Annotated in this window: 24 protein-coding genes and 1 pseudogene; 17 read left to right on the top strand and 8 right to left on the bottom strand. The window is 70.4% G+C overall.

Annotation, left to right across the window (positions count from 1 at the left end; genetic code table 11):
- Positions 1-19 precede the first annotated feature (19 nt).
- From ACZ5WC_RS14015 to ACZ5WC_RS13995, 5 genes are all read left to right on the top strand, one after another.
- The gene (locus tag ACZ5WC_RS14015; RefSeq protein WP_468541033.1) at positions 20-535 is read left to right on the top strand and encodes a RipA family octameric membrane protein; all 516 of its coding nucleotides are present in this window, start codon (positions 20-22) and stop codon (positions 533-535) included.
- Positions 536-649: 114 nt separating this feature from the next.
- Positions 650-1141, top strand: a complete 492-nt coding sequence (locus tag ACZ5WC_RS14010) for a hypothetical protein (RefSeq protein ID WP_468541032.1) — start codon at positions 650-652, stop codon at positions 1139-1141.
- A gap of 462 nt (positions 1142-1603) precedes the next feature.
- Positions 1604-2587 carry a tyrosine-type recombinase/integrase gene (locus tag ACZ5WC_RS14005; RefSeq protein ID WP_468541031.1) on the top strand — a complete coding sequence of 328 codons (984 nt, stop codon included), beginning with the start codon at positions 1604-1606 and terminating at the stop codon, positions 2585-2587.
- A gap of 70 nt (positions 2588-2657) precedes the next feature.
- Positions 2658-2987, top strand: a complete 330-nt coding sequence (locus tag ACZ5WC_RS14000) for a helix-turn-helix domain-containing protein (RefSeq protein ID WP_468541030.1) — start codon at positions 2658-2660, stop codon at positions 2985-2987.
- Positions 2984-5410, top strand: coding sequence for a hypothetical protein (locus tag ACZ5WC_RS13995; protein WP_468541029.1), 2427 nt, complete (start codon positions 2984-2986; stop codon positions 5408-5410). Before ACZ5WC_RS14000 ends, ACZ5WC_RS13995 begins: the two co-directional genes overlap by 4 nt.
- Positions 5411-5431: 21 nt before the next feature.
- On the opposite strand, the gene ACZ5WC_RS13990 is transcribed toward ACZ5WC_RS13995, so the two are convergent.
- A complete protein-coding gene (locus ACZ5WC_RS13990; protein WP_468541028.1) occupies positions 5432-6013 on the bottom strand; it encodes a hypothetical protein in 582 nt (193 codons plus the stop codon).
- Between the two features lie 413 nt (positions 6014-6426).
- Here ACZ5WC_RS13990 and ACZ5WC_RS13985 point away from each other — a divergent pair, with 413 nt between their 5' ends.
- The 3 genes from ACZ5WC_RS13985 to ACZ5WC_RS13975 are packed head-to-tail and all read left to right on the top strand — an operon-like array spanning position 6427 to position 7272.
- Positions 6427-6696, top strand: coding sequence for a hypothetical protein (locus tag ACZ5WC_RS13985; RefSeq protein ID WP_468541027.1), 270 nt, complete (start codon positions 6427-6429; stop codon positions 6694-6696).
- Between the two features lie 22 nt (positions 6697-6718).
- Positions 6719-7057, top strand: coding sequence for a hypothetical protein (locus ACZ5WC_RS13980; RefSeq protein ID WP_468541026.1), 339 nt, complete (start codon positions 6719-6721; stop codon positions 7055-7057).
- A complete protein-coding gene (locus ACZ5WC_RS13975) occupies positions 7054-7272 on the top strand; it encodes a hypothetical protein (protein ID WP_468541025.1) in 219 nt (72 codons plus the stop codon). Before ACZ5WC_RS13980 ends, ACZ5WC_RS13975 begins: the two co-directional genes overlap by 4 nt.
- A gap of 130 nt (positions 7273-7402) precedes the next feature.
- Here ACZ5WC_RS13975 and ACZ5WC_RS13970 read toward each other — a convergent pair whose 3' ends face one another.
- Complete coding sequence (locus ACZ5WC_RS13970) at positions 7403-8611, bottom strand: DUF4241 domain-containing protein (protein ID WP_468541024.1); 1209 nt, start codon at positions 8609-8611, stop codon at positions 7403-7405.
- 302 nt (positions 8612-8913) lie between these two features.
- Between ACZ5WC_RS13970 and ACZ5WC_RS13965 the strand changes: the two genes are divergently transcribed.
- A complete protein-coding gene (locus ACZ5WC_RS13965; protein ID WP_468541023.1) occupies positions 8914-9096 on the top strand; it encodes a hypothetical protein in 183 nt (60 codons plus the stop codon).
- Between the two features lie 152 nt (positions 9097-9248).
- On the opposite strand, the gene ACZ5WC_RS13960 is transcribed toward ACZ5WC_RS13965, so the two are convergent.
- Positions 9249-10631 carry an MFS transporter gene (locus ACZ5WC_RS13960; RefSeq protein WP_468541022.1) on the bottom strand — a complete coding sequence of 461 codons (1383 nt, stop codon included), beginning with the start codon at positions 10629-10631 and terminating at the stop codon, positions 9249-9251.
- Between the two features lie 169 nt (positions 10632-10800).
- Here ACZ5WC_RS13960 and ACZ5WC_RS13955 point away from each other — a divergent pair, with 169 nt between their 5' ends.
- Positions 10801-11304, top strand: a complete 504-nt coding sequence (locus ACZ5WC_RS13955; protein WP_468541021.1) for a MarR family winged helix-turn-helix transcriptional regulator — start codon at positions 10801-10803, stop codon at positions 11302-11304.
- Between the two features lie 130 nt (positions 11305-11434).
- The gene (locus ACZ5WC_RS13950; protein ID WP_468541332.1) at positions 11435-12718 is read left to right on the top strand and encodes an IS701 family transposase; all 1284 of its coding nucleotides are present in this window, start codon (positions 11435-11437) and stop codon (positions 12716-12718) included.
- A 167-nt stretch (positions 12719-12885) separates the two neighbouring features.
- Here ACZ5WC_RS13950 and ACZ5WC_RS13945 read toward each other — a convergent pair whose 3' ends face one another.
- The 3 genes from ACZ5WC_RS13945 to ACZ5WC_RS13935 form a co-directional block, all read right to left on the bottom strand.
- Complete coding sequence (locus tag ACZ5WC_RS13945) at positions 12886-14454, bottom strand: PepSY-associated TM helix domain-containing protein (RefSeq protein WP_468541020.1); 1569 nt, start codon at positions 14452-14454, stop codon at positions 12886-12888.
- 109 nt (positions 14455-14563) lie between these two features.
- Complete coding sequence (locus tag ACZ5WC_RS13940) at positions 14564-15058, bottom strand: hypothetical protein (RefSeq protein ID WP_468541331.1); 495 nt, start codon at positions 15056-15058, stop codon at positions 14564-14566.
- A 362-nt stretch (positions 15059-15420) separates the two neighbouring features.
- Entirely contained in the window at positions 15421-16020 is a 600-nt protein-coding gene (locus ACZ5WC_RS13935; protein ID WP_468541019.1) for a DinB family protein, read from the bottom strand.
- On the opposite strand from ACZ5WC_RS13935, the gene ACZ5WC_RS13930 reads away from it, so the two are divergent.
- Positions 16019-16639 (top strand): SCO1431 family membrane protein, encoded by a 621-nt coding sequence (locus ACZ5WC_RS13930; protein ID WP_468541018.1) that lies wholly within the window; start codon positions 16019-16021, stop codon positions 16637-16639. The genes ACZ5WC_RS13935 and ACZ5WC_RS13930 overlap by 2 nt on opposite strands.
- A gap of 123 nt (positions 16640-16762) precedes the next feature.
- On the opposite strand, the pseudogene ACZ5WC_RS13925 reads toward ACZ5WC_RS13930, so the two are convergent.
- Positions 16763-17116 (bottom strand): annotated as a pseudogene (locus ACZ5WC_RS13925) (glycosyl hydrolase family 18 protein); the annotation flags it as partial.
- A 420-nt stretch (positions 17117-17536) separates the two neighbouring features.
- Here ACZ5WC_RS13925 and ACZ5WC_RS13920 point away from each other — a divergent pair.
- On the top strand, positions 17537-18709 hold the full coding sequence (locus ACZ5WC_RS13920) for an acyl-CoA dehydrogenase family protein (protein ID WP_468541017.1): 1173 nt from the start codon (positions 17537-17539) through the stop codon (positions 18707-18709).
- Positions 18710-19316: 607 nt separating this feature from the next.
- Here the strand turns inward: ACZ5WC_RS13920 and ACZ5WC_RS13915 are convergent.
- A complete protein-coding gene (locus ACZ5WC_RS13915) occupies positions 19317-19745 on the bottom strand; it encodes a hypothetical protein (RefSeq protein WP_468541016.1) in 429 nt (142 codons plus the stop codon).
- A 202-nt stretch (positions 19746-19947) separates the two neighbouring features.
- Here ACZ5WC_RS13915 and ACZ5WC_RS13910 point away from each other — a divergent pair, with 202 nt between their 5' ends.
- The 4 genes from ACZ5WC_RS13910 (at position 19948) to fxsA (ending at position 24048) form a co-directional block, all read left to right on the top strand.
- Positions 19948-20388 carry an Lrp/AsnC family transcriptional regulator gene (locus ACZ5WC_RS13910; protein WP_096632408.1) on the top strand — a complete coding sequence of 147 codons (441 nt, stop codon included), beginning with the start codon at positions 19948-19950 and terminating at the stop codon, positions 20386-20388.
- Positions 20389-20458: 70 nt separating this feature from the next.
- Positions 20459-22108 carry an amidohydrolase gene (locus tag ACZ5WC_RS13905; RefSeq protein ID WP_468541015.1) on the top strand — a complete coding sequence of 550 codons (1650 nt, stop codon included), beginning with the start codon at positions 20459-20461 and terminating at the stop codon, positions 22106-22108.
- Between the two features lie 483 nt (positions 22109-22591).
- The gene (locus ACZ5WC_RS13900) at positions 22592-23359 is read left to right on the top strand and encodes a polyprenol monophosphomannose synthase (RefSeq protein WP_468541014.1); all 768 of its coding nucleotides are present in this window, start codon (positions 22592-22594) and stop codon (positions 23357-23359) included.
- Positions 23360-23439: 80 nt separating this feature from the next.
- Entirely contained in the window at positions 23440-24048 is a 609-nt protein-coding gene (fxsA, locus tag ACZ5WC_RS13895; protein ID WP_468541013.1) for an FxsA family membrane protein, read from the top strand.
- Positions 24049-24195: the final 147 nt, after the last annotated feature.

Raw genomic sequence — 24195 nt, 5'->3', positions numbered from 1 at the left:
ACTACAAGGAGATGCCGCCATGGCCGACATCAGCGGCGCACTGTGGAACGACGGGATCGGCGCGGAGGACTATCACGACGCGAAGGCCACGTATCACGCCGCGATCTTCGAGCAGTACAAGCTGTGTGTGGAGATGGCCGACAGGGTCAGCGCCCGGCGCAACCTCGCCAACACCTTCTTCCTGACCCTCCACACCGGCCTGCTCGCCCTCCTCGGCGCCTGGTTGTCCCAGGGAGACCACCGCGAGGTGACGGTCGTCCTCGCCCTCGCGGCCTTGCTGGTTGTGCTGGGCATGTGTGTCACCTGGTGGTTCACCATCCGCTCCTATCACCAGCTGAACCGGGGCAAGTTCGAGGTGATCGGTGCGCTGGAGGAGCGGCTGCCGGCCCGCACCTTCGTGGCCGCCGAGTGGCGCGCGCTCGGCGAGGGCCGGGACTGGCGCGTCTATCTGCCGCTGAACCGGGTCGAGCGGTGGATCCCCCTCCTCTTCGCCGGGGCATACGTCCTGGGGTTCGCCGCTGCCATGGCTCTGTGAGGCCCGCGGACGGTCCATACCGCTCGCTCGGCTGGATCGGCTCGATCGGCCCGATCGGTGACCGCGCCGGATAGAGTGACGGCCACATCGCTCGGGCCGGAAGGGGACTGCCGCGTGGTCACGGTCGCCGTCACCGGTCACATGGACCTGGCCGACGAGGCAGCTGGAGCGGTGCGCACGGCTCTGCGTGAACTGCTGGCCGACCTGCGCGACGACGCACTCGTGGGGCGTTCCTGTCTGGCCCGCGGCGCTGACACCCTTTTCGCCGAGGAAGTCCTGGCCCTCGGCGGTCGGCTGTCCGCGATCATCCCGTCCAGGGACTACCGGGACGCGGTTGTGGCCCCGGCAGACCTCAGCAGGTTCGACGTGCTGTGCGAGGCCGCCGATGACGTGGTGATCATGCCATTCGAGCACGCGGGGCGCGCGGCCTACGAAGCCGCCAACCTACGCCTTCTCCAAGGCGTGGACCATCTGCTCGCCGTCTGGGACGGCAGCCCGCCCACTGGCCAAGGCGGCGGCACAGCGGACACCGTGGCCGCCGCCCGCGCGGCCGGGCTGACTGTCGACGTCGTATGGCCTCCCGGCGCGTGCAGGTCCGGCGCCTGACACCCACGCTCGATTCCGGCCTTGCTTCGGCAGCCTCGTGAGAGGAAGGCGGTGATCCTCCGCCGGAAACGAGGCGTCGTGCGAGTGGACTGCAGAGGAGTGCTTCGACGGCACGCCCGCGTCACCCCGGCCGCGCTGCTCGCCGGTGCGGCCATCAACGCCGGAACACACGCCGCGATCGACCGCGGCGCCGCTCTGCTGTGGGACCCCGGGGAATTGCATCAGATGCACGCGGGGAGGCGCCATATTCCCTGGTGCTGGAGGAAGTGTAGCTACGGTCTCCACCGTCAGGATCCGCTTCGCTGGGTGGTCTGGCCTGCCAATTTGATCAGCCACGTTCATCAGATGCATGATTTCACCCTCTAGTGAGAGAGGGTGGGAGTGTCCGACAGCACGCGGGAGATACCTGGGGCCGCAAAGTTGGAGCTCGTCTCTGGTGTGTACTTGCTTCACCCCGAGGACATGGTGCTTGAGGCGATGTTGACGGGCTGGGGGCGCCAGCAGTTGGGGGGACGGGGGCTCCAAGCGCGTACGGCTGAGGGCCGCCGCGCGATGGTTGAGCAGTTCAGAGACTTCACGAACGAGTACCCGTGGAACTGGACAGCCTCGCACATCGACGAGTGGATGACCGATCTCGTCGTCAGCCACAACCGGGCTCGGTCGACGCTCCGCGCCTACCAGGGTGCCGTGGGCCTGTTCATGGACTACTTGCTCAACCCGGTCTACGGCTGGGTGGACGTCTGCCTGGACCGCTTCGGTACGCACCCGACGCCGATCCTGCACGATGGTAATCGGCGAGAACACCTGGCGGACTACGAGGGCGACCCGGCTCGCAGGCCGATGACCCGCGACGAATGCCAGCTGCTGTTCGACCACATCGACGAACGGGTGGAGCGGGCGACTCGACGGGGCCGCAAAGGAGCCCTGACTGCCTACAGGGACTCAACCCTATTCAAGACGATCTATGGATGGGGCCTGCGCGTCTCCGAAGCGTCCGGCCTGGACCTCGTGGACCTCTACCGCAACGCGAAGGCTCCCCAGTTCGGCCGGTACGGCATGGTCCACGTCCGCAAAGCCAAGGGCACGAAGGGGTCCGGACCGCGCCGGCGCAACGTCGCCAGCATCATGCCGTGGGCGGTGGAGTCCCTTGAGGACTACGTCGTCAACATCCGCCCCCGATACGGCTTCCCGACTCATCCGGCCCTCTGGCTGACCGAGCGCGGAGGCCGGCTGCGAGCCCGTGAGATCGAGGACCGCTTCGCGCTCTACCGCGAGGAACTTGGCCTGCCGGACGAGCTGACGCCGCACTGCCTGCGGCACTCGTACGTCACGCACAGCATCGAAGACGGTGTCGACCGAAGTTCATCCAGGAACAGGTGGGCCACCTCTACGCCTCCACGACCGCCCTCTACACGGCCGTCAGCGACGACTTCGCCAACACCATGATGCTCAAGGCCATCGACCTGGTCTTCGACAACGACCCTGGCACCCAGACCCTGCAACAGAGCGGACGACGATGACTGCGAAGCTCGACTACCGGTGGCACCTGCGCGAGGTGATGGCCACCAAAGGAATGTTCTCCACCACCGACCTGCGGCCGCTGCTGGCCGAGCGGGGCATCGAGCTGTCCGCCAGCCAGATCTACCGCCTGGTGGTCGAAACGCCGGAGCGGCTCAATCTCAAGGTGCTCATGGCCTTGCTGGACATCCTCGGCTGCACCATGGACGACCTGATCGAGCCCGTGTCCGCCGGCAGGCCGCGCGCGAAGAAGGCAGCGGATGGCACTGAGGCCACCGGTGTCGGAGACTTCCGGCCCAAGCGGGCCCGCATCACCCGGCCCTCATGAGGGCTACCGCCCCGTTCGAGGCCGACCCGCATGCCGTGATCTGCGAGCTGGTCGCTGCGGTCGAGCCGGAACTGTCGCCCGAGACCATTCAGCAGGCGGTCCAGCGTGCCGTGGCCTCGAAGTCGGCAGCTGTGCGTCTGGCCCAGGCGCTGGAAGGCGGTCTGCTGATCTCGGGCCGGGCCGAAGGCCCGGCCTCGGTGGAGCGGTTCATCCGCATCCTGCAGGAGTTCGGGGCCGTCAACGTCGTCCGGCCACCCTGCTCGCGTTGCGGCAAACTGCGCCCGCTGACGAACACCAACGGAGCCGGCCTGCGCTTGTGCGCCTCATGCGGCAGCAGCAACAAGACGAAAGGCTGGGCCTGCGCGGTCTGCGGCAACAACGCCACTCCGCGCTACGGGCTCGATCGCACGGGCCGCGAGGCATGCCGCTCGTGCTTCAAGGCCGAATGTACGGAGGACCCGGCCAGTGACCTGCTGCAGTTCCTGGCCGGTCGCCCGCTGGGAGTGAGCGAGGACACTCTGCGGGCGGTCATTGCCGAGGTGACAGAAGGCAAGCTCACCATCACGCGGCGCCTGCACTGGGACGTGCAGAACGAACCCGCCCTGCTCACCGGCCAGGCCGACCACTACTCACCGCGGACTGTGCTCCTGGTCGACCGGCTCCACCACGCCGGCGCCACGGGCGTCTCCGCTCCGAAGTGCCCGCACTGCCAGCGCACCGTCCGGCTCGGACACTCGATCAAACGGCTCCGAGTCTGTGGCAACTGCTACAACCGCTCCCTCGCCGAACCCTGCAAGTGGTGCAGTCGCTCCCGCACCCCCGCAGGCAGAGACGCCAGCGGGGCCCCGTTCTGCAACACCTGCCGCGACAGGGAGGCAACTTGCCAGGAGACGTGCATCGTCTGCGGCAAATACCGGGCTGTCTCCGCCCGCACTGGTCAGGGGCCGCTCTGCTCGGCGTGCCGAAAGCCGCCCACGATGACGTGTACCTCCTGCGGCAACGTCCGTCCCTGCTTCCACAGCACCACCGACTCCTCCCGCTGCCGGGCTTGCCTGACCACGCCAGAACCTTGCACGGACTGCGGCCGGACGAAGCGGGTCGTTGCCAGGGTCGCCCGCGGCCCGTTCTGCGAAAACTGCTGGGAAGTGGCGCCCGAGGCCCGAAAGCCGTGCGAGGACTGTGGCAAGGTCGAGCGGCTGTTTCATTTCGGTCGGTGCCGTCGCTGCGCCGGTGAGCGGCATCTACGCAGGCTCCTGACGCCGCCGGACGGCAGGCCACGTCCAGAGCTCGACCAGATTGCAGCCGCTTTGCTCGACCACAATCCCAGCAGGGCACTGCTCTACACGCGCGAGTCGAAAGAGGCCGCCAGCCTCCTGAACGACCTGGCGTCCGGGGTCTGCGAACTTAGTCATGAGGCTCTCGACGCCCGAAGTGCCGGGCACCGCCGCGACCTGGCCGTCGACTGGTTCCGGTCCGTCGTGGTCGCGGCCGGCATCCTGCCTGTCCGCGACGAATACCTCGCCCGCCTGGAACGGTGGATCGAGTACAAGACGGCCGCCCTGAATGATCCCGAGCACCGGCAGCTGATCACCGCCTACGCGCGCTGGGACCGGGTCGCACGCATCCGGCGACGAGCCCGCGGAAAGACGATCACCGCATCGACAGCTGACATCACACAAGTGCAGATCTCCAAGGCCGTGCTGTTCCTGGCCTGGCTCAAGAACCAGGGTGAGAGGCTGGCGACCTGCCGACAGGAACACATCGACCTCTGGCTCACCTCCGAACCCCACCAGGGTCCTTACGCCGCCGGTCCTTTCGTCGCCTGGGCGGTCCGCAGCAAGTTCGCCTCCGGGATCAGCATCCCCACCCGGGCCCATCGGGTCTCCTACCGCCCGCTCGATGCCGACGAACGATGGAAGATCGCCCGCCAGCTCCTCAACGACGACTCCTTCGAGACCAAGGACCGCGTCGCTGGCCTGATGGTCCTGCTCTACGGCCAGACTCCCGCCAGAACCTGCCGCCTGACCACCGACCACGTCCTGCACGACGAGGACGGCGTCGCACTGCGCATCAACAAGACACCGCTCAGGCTGCCACCACCCCTGGACGCCCTTGTCCTGCAACTCGTCGACATCGCGCACAGCCATGAGCACGCCGTCAACAGCAACGAGACAAACGCGCCTTGGCTGTTCCCGACCCAGCGTCCCGGACGAGCACTGACCAGCAGCCGGCTCGCGACCCGTCTGCGGAACATCGGCCTCCCGTCCGAAGCCGGACGATGCGCCGCCCTGCTCGACCTTTGCACACAGATGCCGCCAGCTGTGCTGCAACGGCTGCTCGGTATCAGCCCTATGGCGGCCGAACGGTGGTCTGCCGGCGCGGTCAGAATGGCCTACGCAGCTGAGGTGGCCCGTCGATCGTGAGCTGCACGCTCTCGGCCGCTATCAGGCTTCGATGCGAAGCCACGTGTCGCCGGCGCGAAGCCATAGAAGACCGTCGCGACCCTGACCGCAGCGCATGACCACCCGTCCGGGCACTCGAATCTTGCGTCGCTCGGTCACACTCCAGGTATCACCATGCAACTCGGCTCGCACCACTTCGGTTGACCTCTGGTTGTGAACGCGCTTGGTCAGGACCGCTCGATGGTCGCGCACGGCGAACCCGTCCGGGTCACGTACGGGGCTGGGCCAACTGGTCACCTCACCGGTCGACGGGGTGATCCGCGTCAAGAACGTGCCTCCCCGCCGACTGCCGGAATACCAGATCAGCCAGACCCGGTCCCCCTCGGTGGCAGCAGTGCATCCCTCCAAAGGCACGTCAGGAAGGCGACCTCCCGGAGCCCAGGTTGCGCGACCATCGGCACTCCAGCCGGCAAGACCGGCTGCAGACTCCGGATGCCCTCCGTAGATGCCTTCGTCTCCGTAAGCCGTCCAGATCGATCCCCCGCGATCGGTCACCAGAGCAGGGATGTCGTCGCCGATGCAGAAGGTGGCTTCTTGGTCACCACTTTCCAGAGAGAACACCACGGCGTTCGGGCTCCATGCTCCCGACTCCTCCTTGCCCGCTCGACCGCTTGCGATGAGAAGACGGGCCTTCGGGAGAAGAGCGATGTGGCTCGGCCTGACCGGGACGTCCTTGATCGGTCGACGTTGAAGCGACCCGTCAGCCTGGCGTATCACGAGCACCGCATCGAATGGGACCTGCGGGCCCCATCCCACCCAACCCTTCACGTAGCGGCTTCGGCGTAGGCACTGCCGATGGACGAGCAGAACAGCCAGCTCCCCCGTCGGGCCAACGGTCCACCACAGAGGGCGTCGTCCCGCCCAGAGGTCCCTTACGGACGGCTTCCAGACCCTCTGCACGTCGACCGTCGCCATCACATCCCCCCTGCTTTCAGATGCAGCACCCGAACGTAAGTGCTGATGAGAGGAGTGTATTGATGCCAGACCAAGGAACCGCCCCCGCGTCGTCCGACTGCCCCGCGGTGGGCTCACAAACGCTATTCGGCACAGTCGAATATCCGAACCTGCCGATACTGGCGAAGAAGACCAAGAAGACGGGCTACATCGAGCACTGCAAGGTCGCTCGCGTCGACGACGACGGCAATGCCACCTCGGAGCTCACCGGGCCGGGCCGGGCAGTGCGTGGATGGAGCGGGATGCCGCTCTGCACCGCGCGATCGGCGCCGCTGCCGTCACCGTCTGGCTGACCACCCGTCCCGGCGTACGCCAGTGACCCGCACCCGCCTGGACCGAGTCCGCGCTGCCGCCGGCATCGCCAAGCTCGCTCTCCAGCAGATCGAGGACGACCTCACCGGCGAGATCGCCGCCCAGGAGCTCGCACAGATCCTGCGCGAGCTCCACCACGAAGACCATCGTCAGGACGGCGTCTTCGGCTCCCTCGCGCAGCTGCTCACCGTCGCCGGACAGGCCGCCGGGCGCATCGAGCCGGACCGTGACGGCGAGATGTCGTGCCCGCTGCACGAGACTGCGGCCCTCATCACCGAGAACGCTGGCCTGCAGACCTACTACGCCCCCCGTGCTCTTGACCCGCAGAGAGAATCCGCATGAAGACCTTCCGTCTGGACAACGCACTGCCCCTCGACACGACGATCCCCGCCCCGTCGCTGGTCTGCCTGATCGGCGCGGCTGGTTCGGGCAAGAGCACGTGGGCCGCCAGCTGGCCCGCCACGCAGGTCCTGGGGCTCGACAAGTTCAGCGCCCTGGTCAGTGACGACTTCTCTGTCAAGTTCAGCGTGTTGAACTGGAGCAGTCCGCCCAGCTGACCGGCCGGTTCTATCCGATTGCGCTCCTGGCTCGGGAGGCAACTGGTAGGAGCCTTCGCCGTGTGCAGTGTGGAGGTTCGTTGTGGTCTCAGCCTCAGGCAGTGCGGCCCGCGCCGGTGGTCGGCGGTCCTTACTCTGCTCCGTCGGCGGAACGGAGCTGGAAGTCGACGACGACGCAACTAACCTGTCCGTCTTCGGTGCGGCCGGTCCAGACGGGGTAGGCCCCGTCGCCTTGGCCGGCACGGAAGGCGATGAGGTTCGGCTCGGGCTCTGTGCCGGGCAGTTCGACGCTGAATTGGCTGTCGCCGTCGAGGGGTATGAAAATGTCGTCGTCCAGCTGGTCTTCGGTCACAGCCCGCGTCGCATCCATGAAAGCCGCTGTGCCGGTATCCACGCCAACCCCGTAGAACTGGCCCTCGCCGAGCAACCCCAGGTCCTCGTCAGGCCGGAGGGTCATTTCCCACTCTTGGGGAGGGACGTCCAGGAACGTCACCCTTGCCGCGGCGACACCGGCTCCGCGCGTCGTCCGCAGAAGCGACAGAGTGACCGGGAACTCGCCCAGTGGCACAGCGACGGTCCGCGGGTTGCTGATCCAGCCAGGGTCAGAGACCGCCAGCTGCCCTGACGTGATCCGCAGCATGCCGACGTCAATGGGCTCGACGACGGCCGGCCCCTCCCGGGTGTCGCACGCACCCGGGCTGAATAGTTGCTCGACTCCGGTGGCGCGCAGCGGTCCCGATCCTTCGTCCACCGACACGTCGTTCAGGACTACGGTCGCGGCGGACTCGTGGCCCTGCTGAGCGAGGAACGGCGCGAACACCTGCCAGTCGCCGAATTCCGGTGCGTGACAGAGGAAGTCCTCGATGGGCGTCGCGAACTGCCGCACGGAGACGCTCGACGAGCCGGATGCTCGATCGTGCGATGACTCCGGTGACCCGCCCCGCGGTCCGGCGAACTCGGACCGAACCTCGACCTGCCCGTCGGCTGAGACGGTCGTGGTCTCCTGACCATCCCACTTCCCGTACAAGTGCGCCTGCTCGTTGGGAAACTGCCATCGAGTGTTCCGCTGCGCCAGCAACCTTCCCGGGCTGTGAGGCTTGAAGTCGATCATCTGCATGCGCCAGGACCTGTCGTCGAACAGATACACACGCCACATACGCCGCGGCCAGTATTCGATCAGTGCCAGCGGTCGCTCCCGCGCGGAAAGCAGAACCGCGTAGTCCACCCCGGCCGCATGCTTGCGTGCCGCGAGCGCGCGCGACATCGGGACCCGATGGGTCATTCCCCGATAGGAACCCCACATCTCGCCGTACGACACATCAAGACTGTCGAAGATCACAGCCGCACATCTCCCCCCGGTGGTACCAGCCACCCCCAAGCAGTGGCGCTCGACGGGTGACCCTGCCGCAACGCCTTGCTCCTTCTGAAGCTTCGTTGTGCCGCAGTCTGCCACTGAGGTGTGACATAGAGGATCGTGGGAGGCCCGCGACCTGGGGATACCGATGAAACGTGCCGCCCCAGGTGCCGAAACAGAGTCGGTTCGGCGACTCCGGGGCCGACGAGCCGCCCTGCGTACGTGCATCGGCAAAGGGCCGGCCGCCCCGCTCCCTCACCCTTTTCGAGATCAGGAGAACCCCCAGCATGCATCGTCCCGCCACCTTCGCCGCCCTGCTCGGACTGACCCGCGCCGCGAGCGCGATCGGCGACTTCTGGGTCCAAAGCGACTTCTGCGCCCGTGTGAAGGGCGCCTCCGACGACCACCCGGTCACCCACCAGGGCCCGGTCACCGAGGAGAAGACGACCCGGCACGGCCGACGGCCGTAAGGCGTGCCTGCACCACGTCGCTTCTGTTGGTGTAGGACGGAAGTATCTGCCGACTGGCTGACGTTTGCGCTGGTCAACGACTCGGTACCGGACGGTTTGGTGTGTGACAGGTGTTGTACATCGTGGCGGTCGATACAGGGAGCCGGTGTGGATCAATCAGCCTGACTGTTCGTGCGCCTGGGCAGGCAGAACATCAGGGCCCACATGAGAGCGAAGGCGCCGCCAACCCACCAGAGCACGCCGGTGAACGCGTCCCGGTTGACCGCGGCGTCGGGCGAGCCGCCGGTGGCGGAGAGGAACACCAGGGCGGTCAGCGCGGTGCCGAGGGCAATGCCGAGGTGGACCGCAGTGTTGAACAGGCCCGAGGCCGATCCTGCATTCCTGTGCGGGACCTTGGCCAGGGATATGTCGGCGAGTGGCCCGCCAATGGTGCCGAAGGCGAGACCGAGCAGCAGGAGCGGGACCGTCATCGCGAGGAGGGTCAGGTCGGCCTGCCGGCTGCTGATCTGAATCCCGTAGAGCGCCATCGAGGCTACGGCGAACAATGCTCCAGCCTGCGGCACGCGGCGCCCGTGGCGGCCAGTGGTCTTCATCGCGATCACCGCACCGGCCATCTCACCGCATGCCATCAGCACGAAGGCTCCTGCCGCCTGGAGCGGGCTCATGCCCAGGCCCCGCTGGAGGTACAGCGTCCAGGTCATGAAGAACATCTCGGACAGCAGACCCATCAGGAACTGCGCGGCCAGGCCGCCGGAGAACGCCTTGTTCTGGAAGAGGGACAGGGCGACGAGCGGGGCTTCCTTCCCGCGCTGGTGGCGCAGGAAGATGCCGAGGGCCAGGAGACCGGCGGCGAGCATGGCGAAGGACCAGAGCGGCCACCGGTGGGTGTGGCCTTCGGTGAGCGGGAAGACGATCAGAACCACGGCCAGCGCGGACAGCATCATGCCGGGGAGGTCGAGGCGCTCGGCCTTCGGTGCGGTCGACTCCGTGATGAACTTCCGCCCGAGGGTGATCACCGCGAGGCCGATGGGCACGTTGATCAGGAAGATCGGCCGCCAGCCCAGCCCGAGAAGATCCGCCTCGGTGAGCACACCGCCCAGAACCGGACCCAGGACGGCGCCGACAGACAGGACCGCTCCGTAAAGGGCGAAGGCCCGGCTGCGGTTCTTGGCGTCAGCGGCGTCGAAGGTGACGTGGAGGGTCGCCAGGATCTGCGGGATCATCACCGCGGCTCCGCCGCCTTGCAGGACGCGGGCCGCGATGAGCATGCCCGCACTGCTGGCGAGGCCGCACAGCAGTGAGGCCAGGGTGAACACGGCGGTGCCGATGAGGAAGATCTTGCGCCGCCCGTAGATGTCGCCGAGCCTGCCGCCGGTGATGAGGCCCAGGGCGAGGGTCAGCGCGTATCCGGCGGCCAGCCACTGCACGGCGGCCGGTGTGGCGCCGAGCGACTGCTGGAGGGTGGGGATGGCGGTGAGGACGACCGACTGGTCTAGTACTCCAGTGTGGTTTCGTGATGCACCCGCTGGCTGCATGGGTGAGCCATCGTCGGCATAGGCCGCGGTGGGCTTCGGCATGACGGCGCGGGCTGCGACGGACCCGAAGAGTACGGTGGCCGGTGGTTCCGATGTGCACCCGGCGTGAGTTGTAGTAGATGTCGTATTCCGATGGTTCGGCGCGCCGGAGGAATGTAGCGTCGCGATCATGGAATTGCTGACTGGATCCACCACCGACCAGGCGCCGGCGAACCCTGCCGCCACCGATGACATGCTGGCCACTCAGCCGGTCGGGTACTGGTGCGGCCTGACCCAAGCGGCCGTCACCCGGCATCTGCGCGACGCCATGGCCAGGATCGACGTCACGCAGCCGCAGTACTGGGTACTCAACCGCGTGAGCGGCGGCCCCGCGGCGCCGAGCCGCGAGGAGGTCGTCGCGGAGTTGACGCACCTTGCCGACGGGCCGCACGAGATCGCCAGGGCCGTCGACCAGTTGCTCCACCGCGAATGGCTCCGCATCGACGACGGGCAGCGTCTGCACCTCACGAATGCAGGGGAGGCCGCCAGAGTACGGCTCCGTGAGCTGGCGACCGAGGTGCGCGCCGTGGTCCACCAGGGCATCAGCGACGAGGAGTACGTGGCGGCGCTCAAGGTGCTGCGCAGGATGGTGGCCAATGTCGACGGCGACGGGGCTCCTGGTAATCCGTTCTGATTGCGCGATCTCGTGACGGGCCCGGCTGGGAACGGGAGCAGCCACCGCGTGATCATCGGTTGGTGTGGGGACAAACGAAGATCGTTCGGTGTCCGCGGGCCATGACGTGGATCCTGCCCTCTGGCGGAAGATGTTCGACCAGGTCATGGCCCGGATGGCGGGCCGCTTCGGTCGAGTTGAGCCGAGGGCGAGTGCCCGCGCCCATCTGCTCGGGCTGCTCTCGCAAGCAGAGCGGAAGAACTGCTGGCAGTTGGCCGAACAGGCTGGTCACGCCCGGCCGGGGCCGATGCAGCGCCTGGTGCGCTACGCCCGCTGGGACGCCGATGCCGTTCGCGACGACATCCGCACCTACGCCGTCGAGCACCTTGGCGACGACGGCGGCGTGCTGATCGTGGACGAGACCGGGTTCCTCAAGAAGGGCCGGTCCTCAGCAGGCGTCCAGCGGCAGTACACCGGCACCGCCGGGCGCATCGAAAACTCCCAGGTCGGCGTCTTCCTCGCCTACGTCACCAGCCGGGGGCGGGCGCTGATCGACCGCCGGCTCTACCTGCCCGAGCATTCCTGGTCCACCGATCCCGAACGCCGCCGGGCGGCCGGGATACCCAGGACGGTGCGGTTCGCGACCAAGCCCCGCCTGGCCTGGGAGATGATCACCGCCGCGCTGGACGCCGGAGTGGAGGCACCGTGGGTGACCGGCGACGAAGCCTATGGACAGGACCCACAGCTCCGTGCCGGTCTGGAGGCGCGCGGCACCGGCTACGTGATGGCCGTCGCCTGCTCAACCAGGGTGTGGATCAACCACGGACGCACCCCCGTCCGCGCGGACACCCTCGCCGAACGCCTGCCCGCCACCGCCTGGCAGCGGCAGAGTGCTGGCCCCGGCGCGAAGGGCCCGCGCTACTACGACTGGGCCTGGATCCACATCGGCGTCGATGAACACCGCCATCTGCTCATCCGCCGCAACCGCACCAGTGGTGAACTGGCCTTCTACCTGTGCTGGTCACCCACCGCGGTGACCCTTCCCGGGCTGATATGCGTGGCCGGTGTCCGCTGGAGCGTCGAGGAGTGCTTCCAGGCCGCGAAGAGCCAAGTCGGACTCGACCACTACCAGGTCAGGCACTGGACCTCATGGCACCGGCACATCACACTCGCCATGCTCGCTCTAGTCTTCCTGTCCGCCGTCGCCGCCGATGCGGCACCGAAGCGGCCCGCCGATCCGCACCGCTCAGCTCACAGCAGCGACCCGATCTCCTTGACCGTCCCCGAGATCCGCCATCTGCTTACCGCAGTCTTCGGCCAGCCGGCCTTGACTGCCGCCGGGCTTCTGCACTGGTCGATCTGGCGCAGACACCACCAAGCGGCAGCCCGCCACAGCCACTACCGAAGACGATCCGCCGACGAACCTGCTGGATAGATCACGAAATCACACTGGAGTATTAGACGTCCGGAACTACGGCCCGGTCGGACGCCTGGACATCCAGGCGTCCAGGCGTCCCTCCTGACACTGTCCTGGGGGGGCGCCGGGACATCCCCCCAGGAGCCGTCCGGCGGCCCCGTCGGCCGGACGGCCCCGACAGGACCTCAGGCGCTACGCCGCCGGCGGAGCGCCCCCGCCACCACGTCGACCACGAGGAACCCGGCCAGGGTCACTCCCAGGACCGGGAGCGCCCAGCCCAGGGCGGCCACGGCCGGGATGCCCAGGATCAGGACCGGCAGCGGAAGCCGCCGCCACGCCCCGCGCTCCGGGGCCTTCCCGGCGAGTGCCGGACGGTCGGCGCGGGTGGGACGCCGCTGCCACCACATGCGGTAGCCCCAGACGATCACCGCGGTCAGGCCGATCGCGACGGCGGCCAGCACGATCTGGTTGACCACGCCGAACAGCACGCCCATGTGCCCCTGCACGCCGAGCTTGCTGAGCTTGTTCAGGACCGGGTGGTCCGCCCAGCGGGTGCGCGAGGTGATCTCGCCGCTGCTCGTGTCCACGGCGACCCGGTCGTAGTGCACCGGCCAGACGTTGTCGTTCTGCGCCACGACCCACGTGCTCGCCGCGTCCGCCGGAGGAGTGATCACCACGGTGCCGCCGAGGCCCGCGTCCCGGGCCGCCGCGAGCGCCGCCTCGAAGTCGGCCGGGTAGGCGTCGGCCTTCGCTTCGCCGGAACCGCCGTGCCCGGCGTGCTCCGAGTGGTCCTCGGCGGGGGCCTCGGCACCCGGGAGCGCGGTGTCGAGGGCCGGGGCGTTGCCGTTGGCCGCGTCCAGGAGCCGTCCGAACCGCTCACCGGCGTAGTTCGACCAGGTGAGGCCGGTGGCGCTGAGGAACAGCAGCCCGAGCGCCAGCCACACCCCGGTGGCCGCGTGCCGGCCGCGGGTCCGGCGCACCCCCCGGGCCGCACGGTCCGGAAGCAGCACGCCCCGGACCGATCTCGCGCGCCGCCCCCGGCTGCGCCCGAGCCACAGCACCAGGCCGCCCGCGACGGCCACCCACAGCCAGCTCGCGGCGACTTCGGAGTACAGGCGCCCCGTGTCACCGAGGTGGAGATTGCGGTGGAGGTCGTCGAGCCACGTGGTCAGCGGCGTCGACCCGAACCAGGTCGTCAGCTCGCCCCGGACCTCGGCGGTGTACGGGTCCACGAACACCGTGCGCTGCTTGTCGTCCAGCTCCGGAACGGAGAGCACCACCCGGGTGGTGTCCTCGGGGCCCGGCGGGGTGATCACCGACGCCGTGGTGCCCTCGGGGTACGCGGCCCGCGCGGCGGCTATCTGCTCCGCCAGCGGGAGCGGCTCGTCGCCGACCTTCTCGACCCGCAGCTGATCGCCGTAGACGAGCTGGTCGAGCTGGGGCGTGAAGGTGTAGGCCAGCCCGGTCAGCGCGGCCACCAACAGGAAGGGTGCGACGAGCACACCGGCGTAGAAGTGCAGCCGCACCAGGAGGTGGCGTACGGCTTCCCAGGAGCGGGCGGGCCGGGACTGCCCGGACTCCGGTTTCGCGGGGCCGTCCGGCCCGCCGGGTGCCGGTGCGTCGGGAGAAGGCCGGACCGCGGGCGGTCCGTCTGTCGGTCCGCCCGTCGTTGGTTCGTCCGTCGCCCGTCCGTCCGGGGCGGCGTCGGTGGGATCGTGGTCGTTCTGCGGTAGTTCGTCGGTTCTGCGGGACATGGATGCTCCTCGAAGGGCGGGCGATGGCGGACGCGCGACCGGACAGCCCCGCAGGCATGCCTCATGGACGCCGGTCGTATCCGGCGTCTGCGGCTGAGCGGGGCGGCTGTCAGGCCAGGGCCGCCGACGGCGGGCCGCGCCGGTGCCGGGAGCGGGCGAGGAGCGCTCCGAACCGGATCCGCCTGACCACCGGCGGCACCCGTCGCAGCCGGGGGAGGCAGGGGAGCGACGGAGCGGGCCGGAGGGCGAGGAGAGGGGCGAGCAGAGTCGCGAGGCGTCGCAGCACCCGCTCCCCGTAGATCACGCAGAGGGCGGTTCCGAGCGTGGCCGCCGCGTGCGCCAGGGTCATCCCGGCGTCCATGGCGTGCCCGGAGTCCGCGTGCGTGGCGTGCCCGGAGTCCGCGTGCATGGCGTGCCCGCCGGACGCCCCGGCCATGTGGTGCCCGTGGGCGACCGGCTGCGGTGCGGCGAGGAAGTGGAAGGCGTTGTGCAGGCCGAACTGCGTTCCGCCCAGCACCAGTGTCACGACGTCGAAGCGGCGCCGCCGCCCCCCGAAGAGCAGGGCCCCCTGTGCCGTCAGGGCGAGGAACAGGAGAGTGAGCACTCCCGTGCCGGGAAGCTGCCCGCCCGCCGCGACATGGCTGACGGCGCCGAGCAGCAGGCAGGCCGAAGCGCAGAGCAGGCCCCTGGCCGCTCGCGTCGGCCAGCCGCCCCGTGCACGCATGGACACAAGGTAGCCAGCACGGTCGAGGGACCCGACCCCGGGTCCCGTGCTGAGGCCTCTTTCCCGTGGGGCGGTAGTCGGCCGCATGGCCAGAAACACCCCCGTGTGAATTCGGACGCTGGGCATACATGTCCGGCCACTCCGGCCACTCCGGCCGGGAGCCCGATCCGCCCCGCTCCTCCCGCCCGCTTCAGTCCCCGCCCTGAGCCGGAGGAGCACCTGCCCCGGCCCGGGCCTGTGGCTCAGCCCCCGTACTTCTCCCCGGCCTCCCGGGCCGCACGCTCCAGCCGGTCCCGGTGCCCCGTCCAGTACGCCGTGTCACCCGGCGGCATGCTGTCGTTGCCCTGGTTCATCCCCACGGCGCCGTCCATGAGCTCCCGGAGGATGTCCGCGTGCCCGGCGTGCCGGTGCGTATCGGCGATCACGCGCACCGCGGCATGGTGCAACGTCACGTCGTCCCGGCCCTTCGGCCACCACGGCACCCTGCCGACCGTGTCCAGCGGCAGCGCGTCGATCGTCGCGTCCGCGTGCGCCCACGCCCGGCGGTAGAGGCCCACGATCTCCTCGCGCGGCTCGTCGGCGGTCGCCCACATGTCCGCGTTCGCCTCCGCGCCCTCGGCCACCCAGGGCAGCGCCTCGCCGGACGGCCGCCCGAAGGTGTCGCCGAGGTAGCCCAGCTCCACGCTCGCCACGTGCTTGACGAGCCCCAGCAGATTGGTGCCGGTCGGGGTGAGGGGGCGGCGGATGTCGTATTCCGGGAGCCCGTCGAGCTTCCACAGGAGGGCGTCACGGGCGTTCTGCAGATAGAAGCGAAGAATATCCTTGGGGTCTGATTCATTCATGGGACCCAGTCTGGCGATCATCGGAGCGGTGCTCACCGGTATTTCGCCGTCTGCGCCCCTCGGGCGGGCAGGCCGCGGCGTCCTTCCGCACGGCACGCGTGGCGGCGAGGCGGCGGTGCTGACCGCTTCGGGGCGGATCTCCGGCGGCTCCTCGCGGGCGTCTCCTCGGCGGGCCGGTTATCCGAGCACGGCCCGAGCACCGAGACCTTCGTCTGGGGCGCGGACGCCCCTGGAGCCTCGGGAGCGGTGTGGCGTCGCCCACAGCGAACCCCGCTCCCGAGCCCTCCCCGCGGCCGGTCCGGAGGCCGGTAATCCGCTTCGTACCGGGGGAGCGGGAAGAGCCCGTGCCGTCGGCGGCCGCCCTGCCGTGACCGGGATCTCGTTCCGGTCAGCCCGGCCCCCTGGCAGTCTGAACCGGATTACGGGGGACCCCCAGTCGAAGCCGGACGAACAGCGAGACGCCATGACCGCGACCACCGCAGCAGCAGCCACCGTCCACCACTCCCGTCGCGCCCGCACCGGCGGCCCCGACGACGGCTCGAAGCTGCTGGAGCACCTCGCGGGCTGGGCGTTCGTGGTCGTCTTCGCGATGCTCGTCACCCAGCTCGGCCTGCTGTAGCGCCTGGAGCGAGGGTGCGTACGGGAAGCCCGCACGTACGCGAACCGGCGGGGCATGTACGGAAACGGGGAGACGCGTACGGAAGCGGGCGTGCCGCCCGCCCGGCACCCCGCTCGGCACCCCGCCCGGCAGTTCGCCGTACGCGTCACGGCCGCTGGTGTCGCAGGTGAGGCCGCAGGCGTTGGGGTACTCCCAGTCGATGTCGATGCCGTCGAAGACATCGGCCCACCGCGGGTCCTCCACCAGGTCGTAGCAGGACTTCGCGAACGCGGCCGGGTTCCGCGCGGCCTCACCGGACCCGCCCGACCGGCTCCAGCCGCCGAGCGACCAGAGGACCTTCAGGCCGGGGTGGCGCTCCTTGAGCTTGCGCAACTGGTTGAAGTCGCCCCGCAGTTCCTGGTCCCAGGTGTCGGCGTCCCCGTCGACCGGCTCCTCGGTCGTGTAGGCCTTCCCGTAGCCGGCGTAGGAGTCGCCGATCGGGCGCGGGAACGGTTCGGTCCGATCATCGTGGCTCCTCGTGGGGGAGGGCTGGTGCGTGGGAGGGGAAAAGCTCCGGGAGACGGCGCCTGCTTTGGCATGAACGCGGCAAAGCGTTCAGTGGAACCACAGAAGGACTAGACCAGCTGGGGCAATGGTCCGGACCGACCCGGCGATCACCGAAGGGCCGCTCCAGCCCTCCGACCTGCCGTTGACCGGCTGTTACCCCGTGACGGAAAGCACCCGATCGGGCATACTCAACCCGCCACAGCCGCTGCCCCTCGCCCCCCGTGACCCGGGAGGGCAGGATCGGCTGAGCAGTCTGCTTTTCCCGGGTCCGTCCGGGAGATCACCCGGCGGCGCCTCTCCCACCCCGAGTGCGCGACCGCCGCAACGCCCGACAGGGAGGAGAGCGCCGTCATGTCCGACCGTGCCCCGCAGCAGGTGGAACGCCGTCTGCCCACCGAGGAGTCCCGGCAGCTCGTCGCGCTCGTCCGCGACATCGTTTCGAAGGAGATCGCTCCCCGGGCGGCCGAGGAAGAGGAAGCGGGCGTCTTCCCGCGCGAGGTCTTCACCCTCCTCTCCGAAGCCGGACTCCTCGGACTTCCGTACGACTCCGCCCTCGGCGGCGGCGACCAGCCCTACGAGGTCTACCTCCAGGTCCTGGAGGAGCTGGCGGCCGCCCGGCTCACGGTCGGCCTCGGCGTCAGCGTCCACTCCCTCTCCTGTCACGCGCTCGCCGGATACGGCACCGACGAGCAGCGCGCCGCGCATCTCCCGGCCATGCTCTCCGGCGGCCTGCTCGGGGCGTACTGCCTCTCCGAGCCCGCCTCCGGCTCCGACGCCGCATCCCTGCGCACCAGGGCGGTACGGGACGGGGACGACTGGGTCATCACCGGGACCAAGGCCTGGATCACGCACGGCGGCGTCGCCGACTTCTGCACCGTGCTGGCCCGCACCGGTGTGGAGGGCCCCCGTGGCATCACGGCCTTCCTCGTCCCCGGCGACGCGGAAGGCCTGAACGCGGCCCTCCCCGAGAAGAAGATGGGCATGAAGGGCTCGCCCACCGCCCAGCTCAACTTCGACGGCGTACGGGTCGGCGACGACCGCCGCATCGGCGAGGAGGGCCAGGGCTTCGCCATCGCCCTGTCCGCACTCGACTCCGGCCGCCTCGGTATCGCGGCCTGCGCGATCGGGGTCGCCCAGGCCGCCCTGGACGAGGCCGTCCGGTACGCCACCGACCGGCGACAGTTCGGCCGCCCCATCGCGGACTTCCAGGGGCTGCGGTTCATGCTCGCCGACATGGCCACCCAGATCGAGGCGGGCCGGGCGCTCTACCTGGAGGCGGCGCGGCTGCGCGACGCGGGTCAGCCCTTCTCGCGGCAGGCGGCCATGGCGAAGCTGTTCTGCACGGACGCGGCCATGCGGGTCACCACCGACGCCGTCCAGGTCCTCGGCGGATACGGCTACACGCTGGACTTCCCGGTCGAGCGGCTGATGCGCGAGGCGAAGGTGCTCCAGATCGTGGAGGGCACCAACCAGATCCAGCGCATGGTCATCGCGCGCCACCTCGCGGGTCCTGAGACCCGCTGAACCACAGCGGCCGGTCGGACCGGACAGGCGGCGCCGCGGCCTGGGTCCACTCCGGGTCGCGGCGGCCCGGCAGGGTTCGGCCGGTGCTCTCCCAGTGCCGCAGCAGTGCGCTGTAGATCGGTGGATCGGCGGGCGAGCCCAAGCCCGAGGTCCCGGTCGAACGGGGCAGCGGCCGGTCGGGGGCGCCAGGGTGGGTGCGGTCGCCGGTCACCGGCCCCTGAGGTGCGGGCGCGGGCGGGGGCGCGGAGTGCTGAGCGGGGTGCGGCACCGGCTGCCGGCCGGTCGCAGCGCCCGGCTGCGGGGCGTGCGTACCCGGCTGCGGAATCGATTCTTCGGCGGCAGGTGCGGCGAGGCGCCGACGCCCCGTTCCGGCTGTTGAATGCAGCGTGGTCATACGCGGCCAACGCGCCCGGGCACGCCGGAGTCACCGTCCGGCCGATTCGAGAGCCCGTTCGCCGGGGGCCCGGGAGACATGCTCCGGCAGGCGCACGAGGTCCGTGACGCGCGAGGCCGTACGGGCCGGGCGCGGCGGCCCCGCCGTACGGCCCGGGCGCCCGGGCCCGCGACGCGGTACGCCCGCGACGCGGTACGGGCCCGGGCGCCAGGATCAGGCGGCCTCGCGCCGCATCCGCGGCACGCGCAGCGGGCGGGAGCCGGGCCCTCCGGCGTGCGAGAAGGGCTGCATCCGCCAGTCCAGGCCCTGGGGGAGCGTCAGCAGCAGCCCCGTCTCCTGCTCCTGGAGCTCCAGTGACTCGTCCGCGGGGCGGGCCTCCGCCGCGCCGCGGCCGGTCCCGGCGCAGACGGTCAGGACGAACGGGTTCCACGGTGTGGGGCAGCGGGCGTGCTCCGGCAGAACATCCTCGTCGGCCAGCAGCGCGATCGGCTGGGCGCAGTCCGGGCAGACCACCCGGACCATCTCGAACATGTCGTACACGTCGGCGGTACTGTCCTCGTCCGGATCGACAGGCTCCGGATCGACAGGCTCCGGATCGACAGGCTCCGGATCGGTACGTCCGGTGAGCTTCAGGCTCTGCATGAGAATTCCCCCCTCGGGTGGGCCGACAAGGCGCACGGCCTCGACCACAGCAAGCACTTCCCGCCGTACGTGGCCGATAACCGCGAGGCGGCCCGCTACCGACCCGTAAACCTGTGGCATTCGTCACATGCCGCCCGCAGGTGCCGATCCGTGACCTCGTGCGACTGTGCCGACAGGCGTCCGGGGCCGTAGGTTGATCCGCATGGAGGAGCTGGACCGTCAGATTGTGGAGTTGCTCGTCAAGGACGGGCGGATGAGCTACACCGACCTGGGCAAGGCCACGGGCCTGTCCACCTCGGCGGTTCATCAGCGCGTCCGCCGGCTGGAGCAGCGCGGGGTGATCCGCGGCTATGCCGCGGTCGTCGACCCCGAGGCCGTCGGGCTGCCCCTCACCGCGTTCATCTCGGTGAAGCCGTTCGACCCGAGCGCCCCCGACGACATCGCCGAACGGCTCGCCGGGGTGCCGGAGCTGGAGGCCTGTCACAGCGTCGCCGGGGACGAGAACTACATCCTCAAGGTGCGCGTGGCGACCCCGCTGGAGCTGGAGCACCTGCTCACCCGCATCCGCTCGCTCGCCGGCGTGTCCACCCGGACCACCGTCGTCCTTTCCACCCCGTACGAGGCCCGGCCCCCGAGCATCTGAGAGCCCCTGTTCCGCGCGCTCCGAGGGGGCCGCGGACCCGGCGGCGGCCCGCAGGCGCGAGACTGGTCCCATGAGCGAGAGCACCGCCCCCCAGAGCGCCCCCGAACACCGCACCGTGCTGCTGCGCGGCGGCGACGTCCACAGCCCCGCCGACCCGTTCGCCACCGCGATGGTCGTCGAACGCGGACATGTCGCCTGGGTGGGATCCGAAGGGGCCGCCGACGCCTTCGCGAGCGGCGTGGACGAGGTGGTCGACCTCGAAGGGGCCCTGGTCACCCCGGCGTTCACCGACGCCCATGTGCACACCACCGCGACCGGCCTCGCGCTGACGGGGCTCGACCTCTCCGGCGCCCGTACGCTCTCCGAGGCACTCGGCCTCGTCCGTGCGTTCGCGAACGGCCGCGCTGCCGGAGACGTCCTGCTCGGCCACGGCTGGGACGCCGCGCGCTGGCCGGAGCGGCGTCACCCCTCGCGCGCCGAGCTGGACGAGGCGGCGGGCGGGCGGGCGCTGTACCTGCCGCGGATCGACGTGCACTCCGCCGTCGTCACCACCGCCCTCCTCGACCTGGTCCCCGGCGTCACCGCGATGACCGGCTATCACCCGGACGCGCCGCTCACCGGCGACGCCCACCACGCCGTACGGGCCGCCGCCCACGGCGCGGTCACCCCGGCGCAGCGGGCTGCCGCCCAGCGCGCCGCTCTCGACCACGCGGCCTCCCTCGGCATCGGTACCGTGCACGAGTGCGCCGGGCCCGACATCTCCGACGAGGAGGACTTCACCTCCCTCCTCGCACTCGCCGCCGAGCGGCCGGGACCGCGGGTCTTCGGCCTCTGGGCCGAGGAGATCGCCGACGAGAAGGGCGCCCGCCGCATCCGGGAGCTCGGAGCGATCGGTGCGGCGGGTGACCTCTTCGTGGACGGCTCGCTCGGCTCGCACACCGCCTGCCTGCACGAGCCGTACGCCGACCACCCGCGCACCACCGGCACCGGCCACCTGGACGCGGCCCGGATCGCCGCCCACGTCACCGCCTGCACGGAGGCGGGCCTCCAGGCGGGCTTCCACGCCATCGGTGACGCCGCGCTCTCCGCCGTCGTCGCCGGGATCAGGGCCGCCGCCGAAACGCTGGGCCTCGCCCGCGTCAGGGCCGCCCGCCACCGGGTCGAGCACGCCGAGATGCTCACCCCTGAAACCGTCGCCGCCTTCGCCGAGCTCGGCCTCACCGCCTCCGTCCAGCCCGCCTTCGACGCCGCCTGGGGCGGACCGGAGGGCATGTACGCCGAGCGCCTGGGCGCTGAGCGGGCCGCCACCCTCAACCCCTATGCCGCCCTGCTGCGCGCGGGTGTGCCGCTCGCCTTCGGCTCCGACAGCCCGGTCACCCCGCTGGACCCCTGGGGGACCGTCCGGGCCGCCGCCCACCACCGCACCCCGGAGCACCGCATCTCGGTCCGCGCCGGATTCACCGCCCACACCCGGGGCGGCTGGCGTGCCGTGGGCCGGGACGACGCGGGGCTCCTGGTGCCCGGGGCGCCGGCCGACTACACCGTCTGGCGGGCCGCCGACCTGCTGGTCCAGGCCCCCGACGACCGGGTCGCCCGATGGTCCACCGACCCCCGGTCCGGCACGCCCGGCCTGCCGGATCTCACGCCCGGGGCGCCGCTCCCGGTCTGTCTGCGCACGGTGGTCCTCGGACAAACGGTCTACGTGCGACCGAACGAGTGACGTCGGGACATTTCGTACCGCCGATCGATGGCCGCCGGGCCGCTCCGCCGCCGGGGCGCCCTCGGCGCTGACCAGGTAGTTTGGTCAGAAGTCGCAGGTCGAGCGGCTGTTGACAGAAAGCGCCCAGGGGCCGGTAGGTTCGGCCGGGTCCACCACAGGATGTCCGGCCGGTTGGACTCCACGCAGTCGTCGAACGCCGCTGGGTCATGAGGTGGTGTGCCGCACCGGCGCACCACCGCCGACAGCCAGGTTCAGCGCCCGCGCCTCGGGGGCGAGGGAAGGTTTCAGCCGGCCGGAGGGTGGGACCCGGGTGGGGCCCGGACGTTCAGTAGACAACGGCATTCGGTCGACCCGCAGCCAGCGGGTCCCAGGCCGGCCCGAAGGACGCCGGGCCCCGATCCGCCGACCGCCGGTGGGTGCGAGTCCCACGGGGCGATGTGCTGGATATGGTGTCCCTCTGTGTACGGACTCTAAGGGGCAGTAGTGAACGACGGCGGTCAGAGGCAGTTCGGCCCGCTCGGCAAGGTTCTGGTGATCATCCCGACCTACAACGAGGTCGAGAACATCAGGCCGATCGTCGACCGGGTGCGCACCGCCGTCCCGGATGCCGACATCCTGGTGGCCGACGACAACAGCCCCGACGGCACCGGCAAGGCGGCCGACGAGATCGCCGCGACCGACGACCAGGTGCACGTCCTGCACCGCAAGGGCAAGGAAGGGCTCGGCGCCGCCTACCTCGCGGGCTTCGCCTGGGGCTCCGAGCACGGCTACGGCGTGCTCGTCGAGATGGACGCCGACGGCTCCCACCAGCCCGAGGAGCTGCCCCGGCTGCTCACCGCGCTCAAGGGCGCCGACCTGGTCCTCGGGTCGCGCTGGGTGCCCGGCGGCCGGGTGGTGAACTGGCCCAAGAGCCGTGAGGTGATCTCCCGGGGCGGCAGCCTCTACTCCCGTCTCGCCCTCGGCCTCTCGGTCCGCGACGTCACCGGCGGCTACCGCGCCTTCCGCACCGAGACCCTCCAGGGCCTCGGTCTCGACCAGGTCGCCTCCCAGGGCTACTGCTTCCAGGTGGATCTGGCCCGCCGCTCCGTCGAGGCGGGCTACCACGTGGTCGAGGTCCCCATCACCTTCGTGGACCGCGAGGTCGGCGACTCCAAGATGAGCAAGGACATCCTCGTCGAGGCGCTGTGGCGGGTCACCGGCTGGGGCATCACCTCCCGTGCCGACAAGATTCTGGGCCGCAAGAACTCCTGACCGGCTCTCGTCGGCGGCCGGGCACGGTCCATGATCACCCCCTTGTCCCGTTTCCCCGCCGCTACGGGCACACTGGGGGCATGACGACCGGCACTCCGCCCCCGACCCGTCCCCGGCGCTCGCGCGCCCGCAGATTCCTGCCGCCGGCCCTCGCCGCCTGGCTGGTGCTGGAGATCTGGCTGCTCACCGTGGTCGCATCGGCCGCGGGCGGCCTCACCGTCCTGCTGATCCTGGTGGCCGGGGCCGTGCTCGGCGCCGCGGTCATCAAGGCCGCCGGCCGGCGGGCCTTCAAGAACCTCACCGAGACCCTCCAGCAGATGCCGGGACAGCCCGGCGCGACCGACGCCCCGCCGATCGCCTCGGCGGGCGGCAAGGGCACCAAGGGCAACGGCCTGCTGATGCTGGGCGGGCTGCTGCTCCTCATTCCCGGCCTGATCTCGGACGCGGCCGGACTGCTCCTGCTCGTGCCGCCGGTGCGCACCACGATCGGGCGGTACGCGGAACGCTCCCTGGAGCGCCGGATGCGGGCCGCCCAGCCGGGCAGCCTCTCGGACGCCTTCCAGCAGGCGAGGATGTACCGGCCGGACGGCAAGGTCGTCCCGGGCGAGGTCATCCGCGAGGACGGCACCCAGGCCCCTTCCCGTGCCGACGAGGACCCCCAGGACCCCCGCCCGCCCCTCACGCCCTGAGGTCGCCCCGGCCGGGCACGCACAAGAGCCGCGGGGGGGGGGGGGGGAGGGGGGGGGGGGGGGGGGGGGTGGGGGGGGGGGGGGGGGGGGGGTGGGGGGGGGGGGGGGGGGGGGGGGGGGGGGGGGAGGGGTGGGGGGGGAGAGGGA

The organism is Streptomyces sp. NPDC033165 (genome assembly GCF_055577965.1).
The sequence above is the reverse complement of the archived record's forward strand: the minus strand, read 5'-3'. Positions and strand labels throughout refer to the sequence as shown.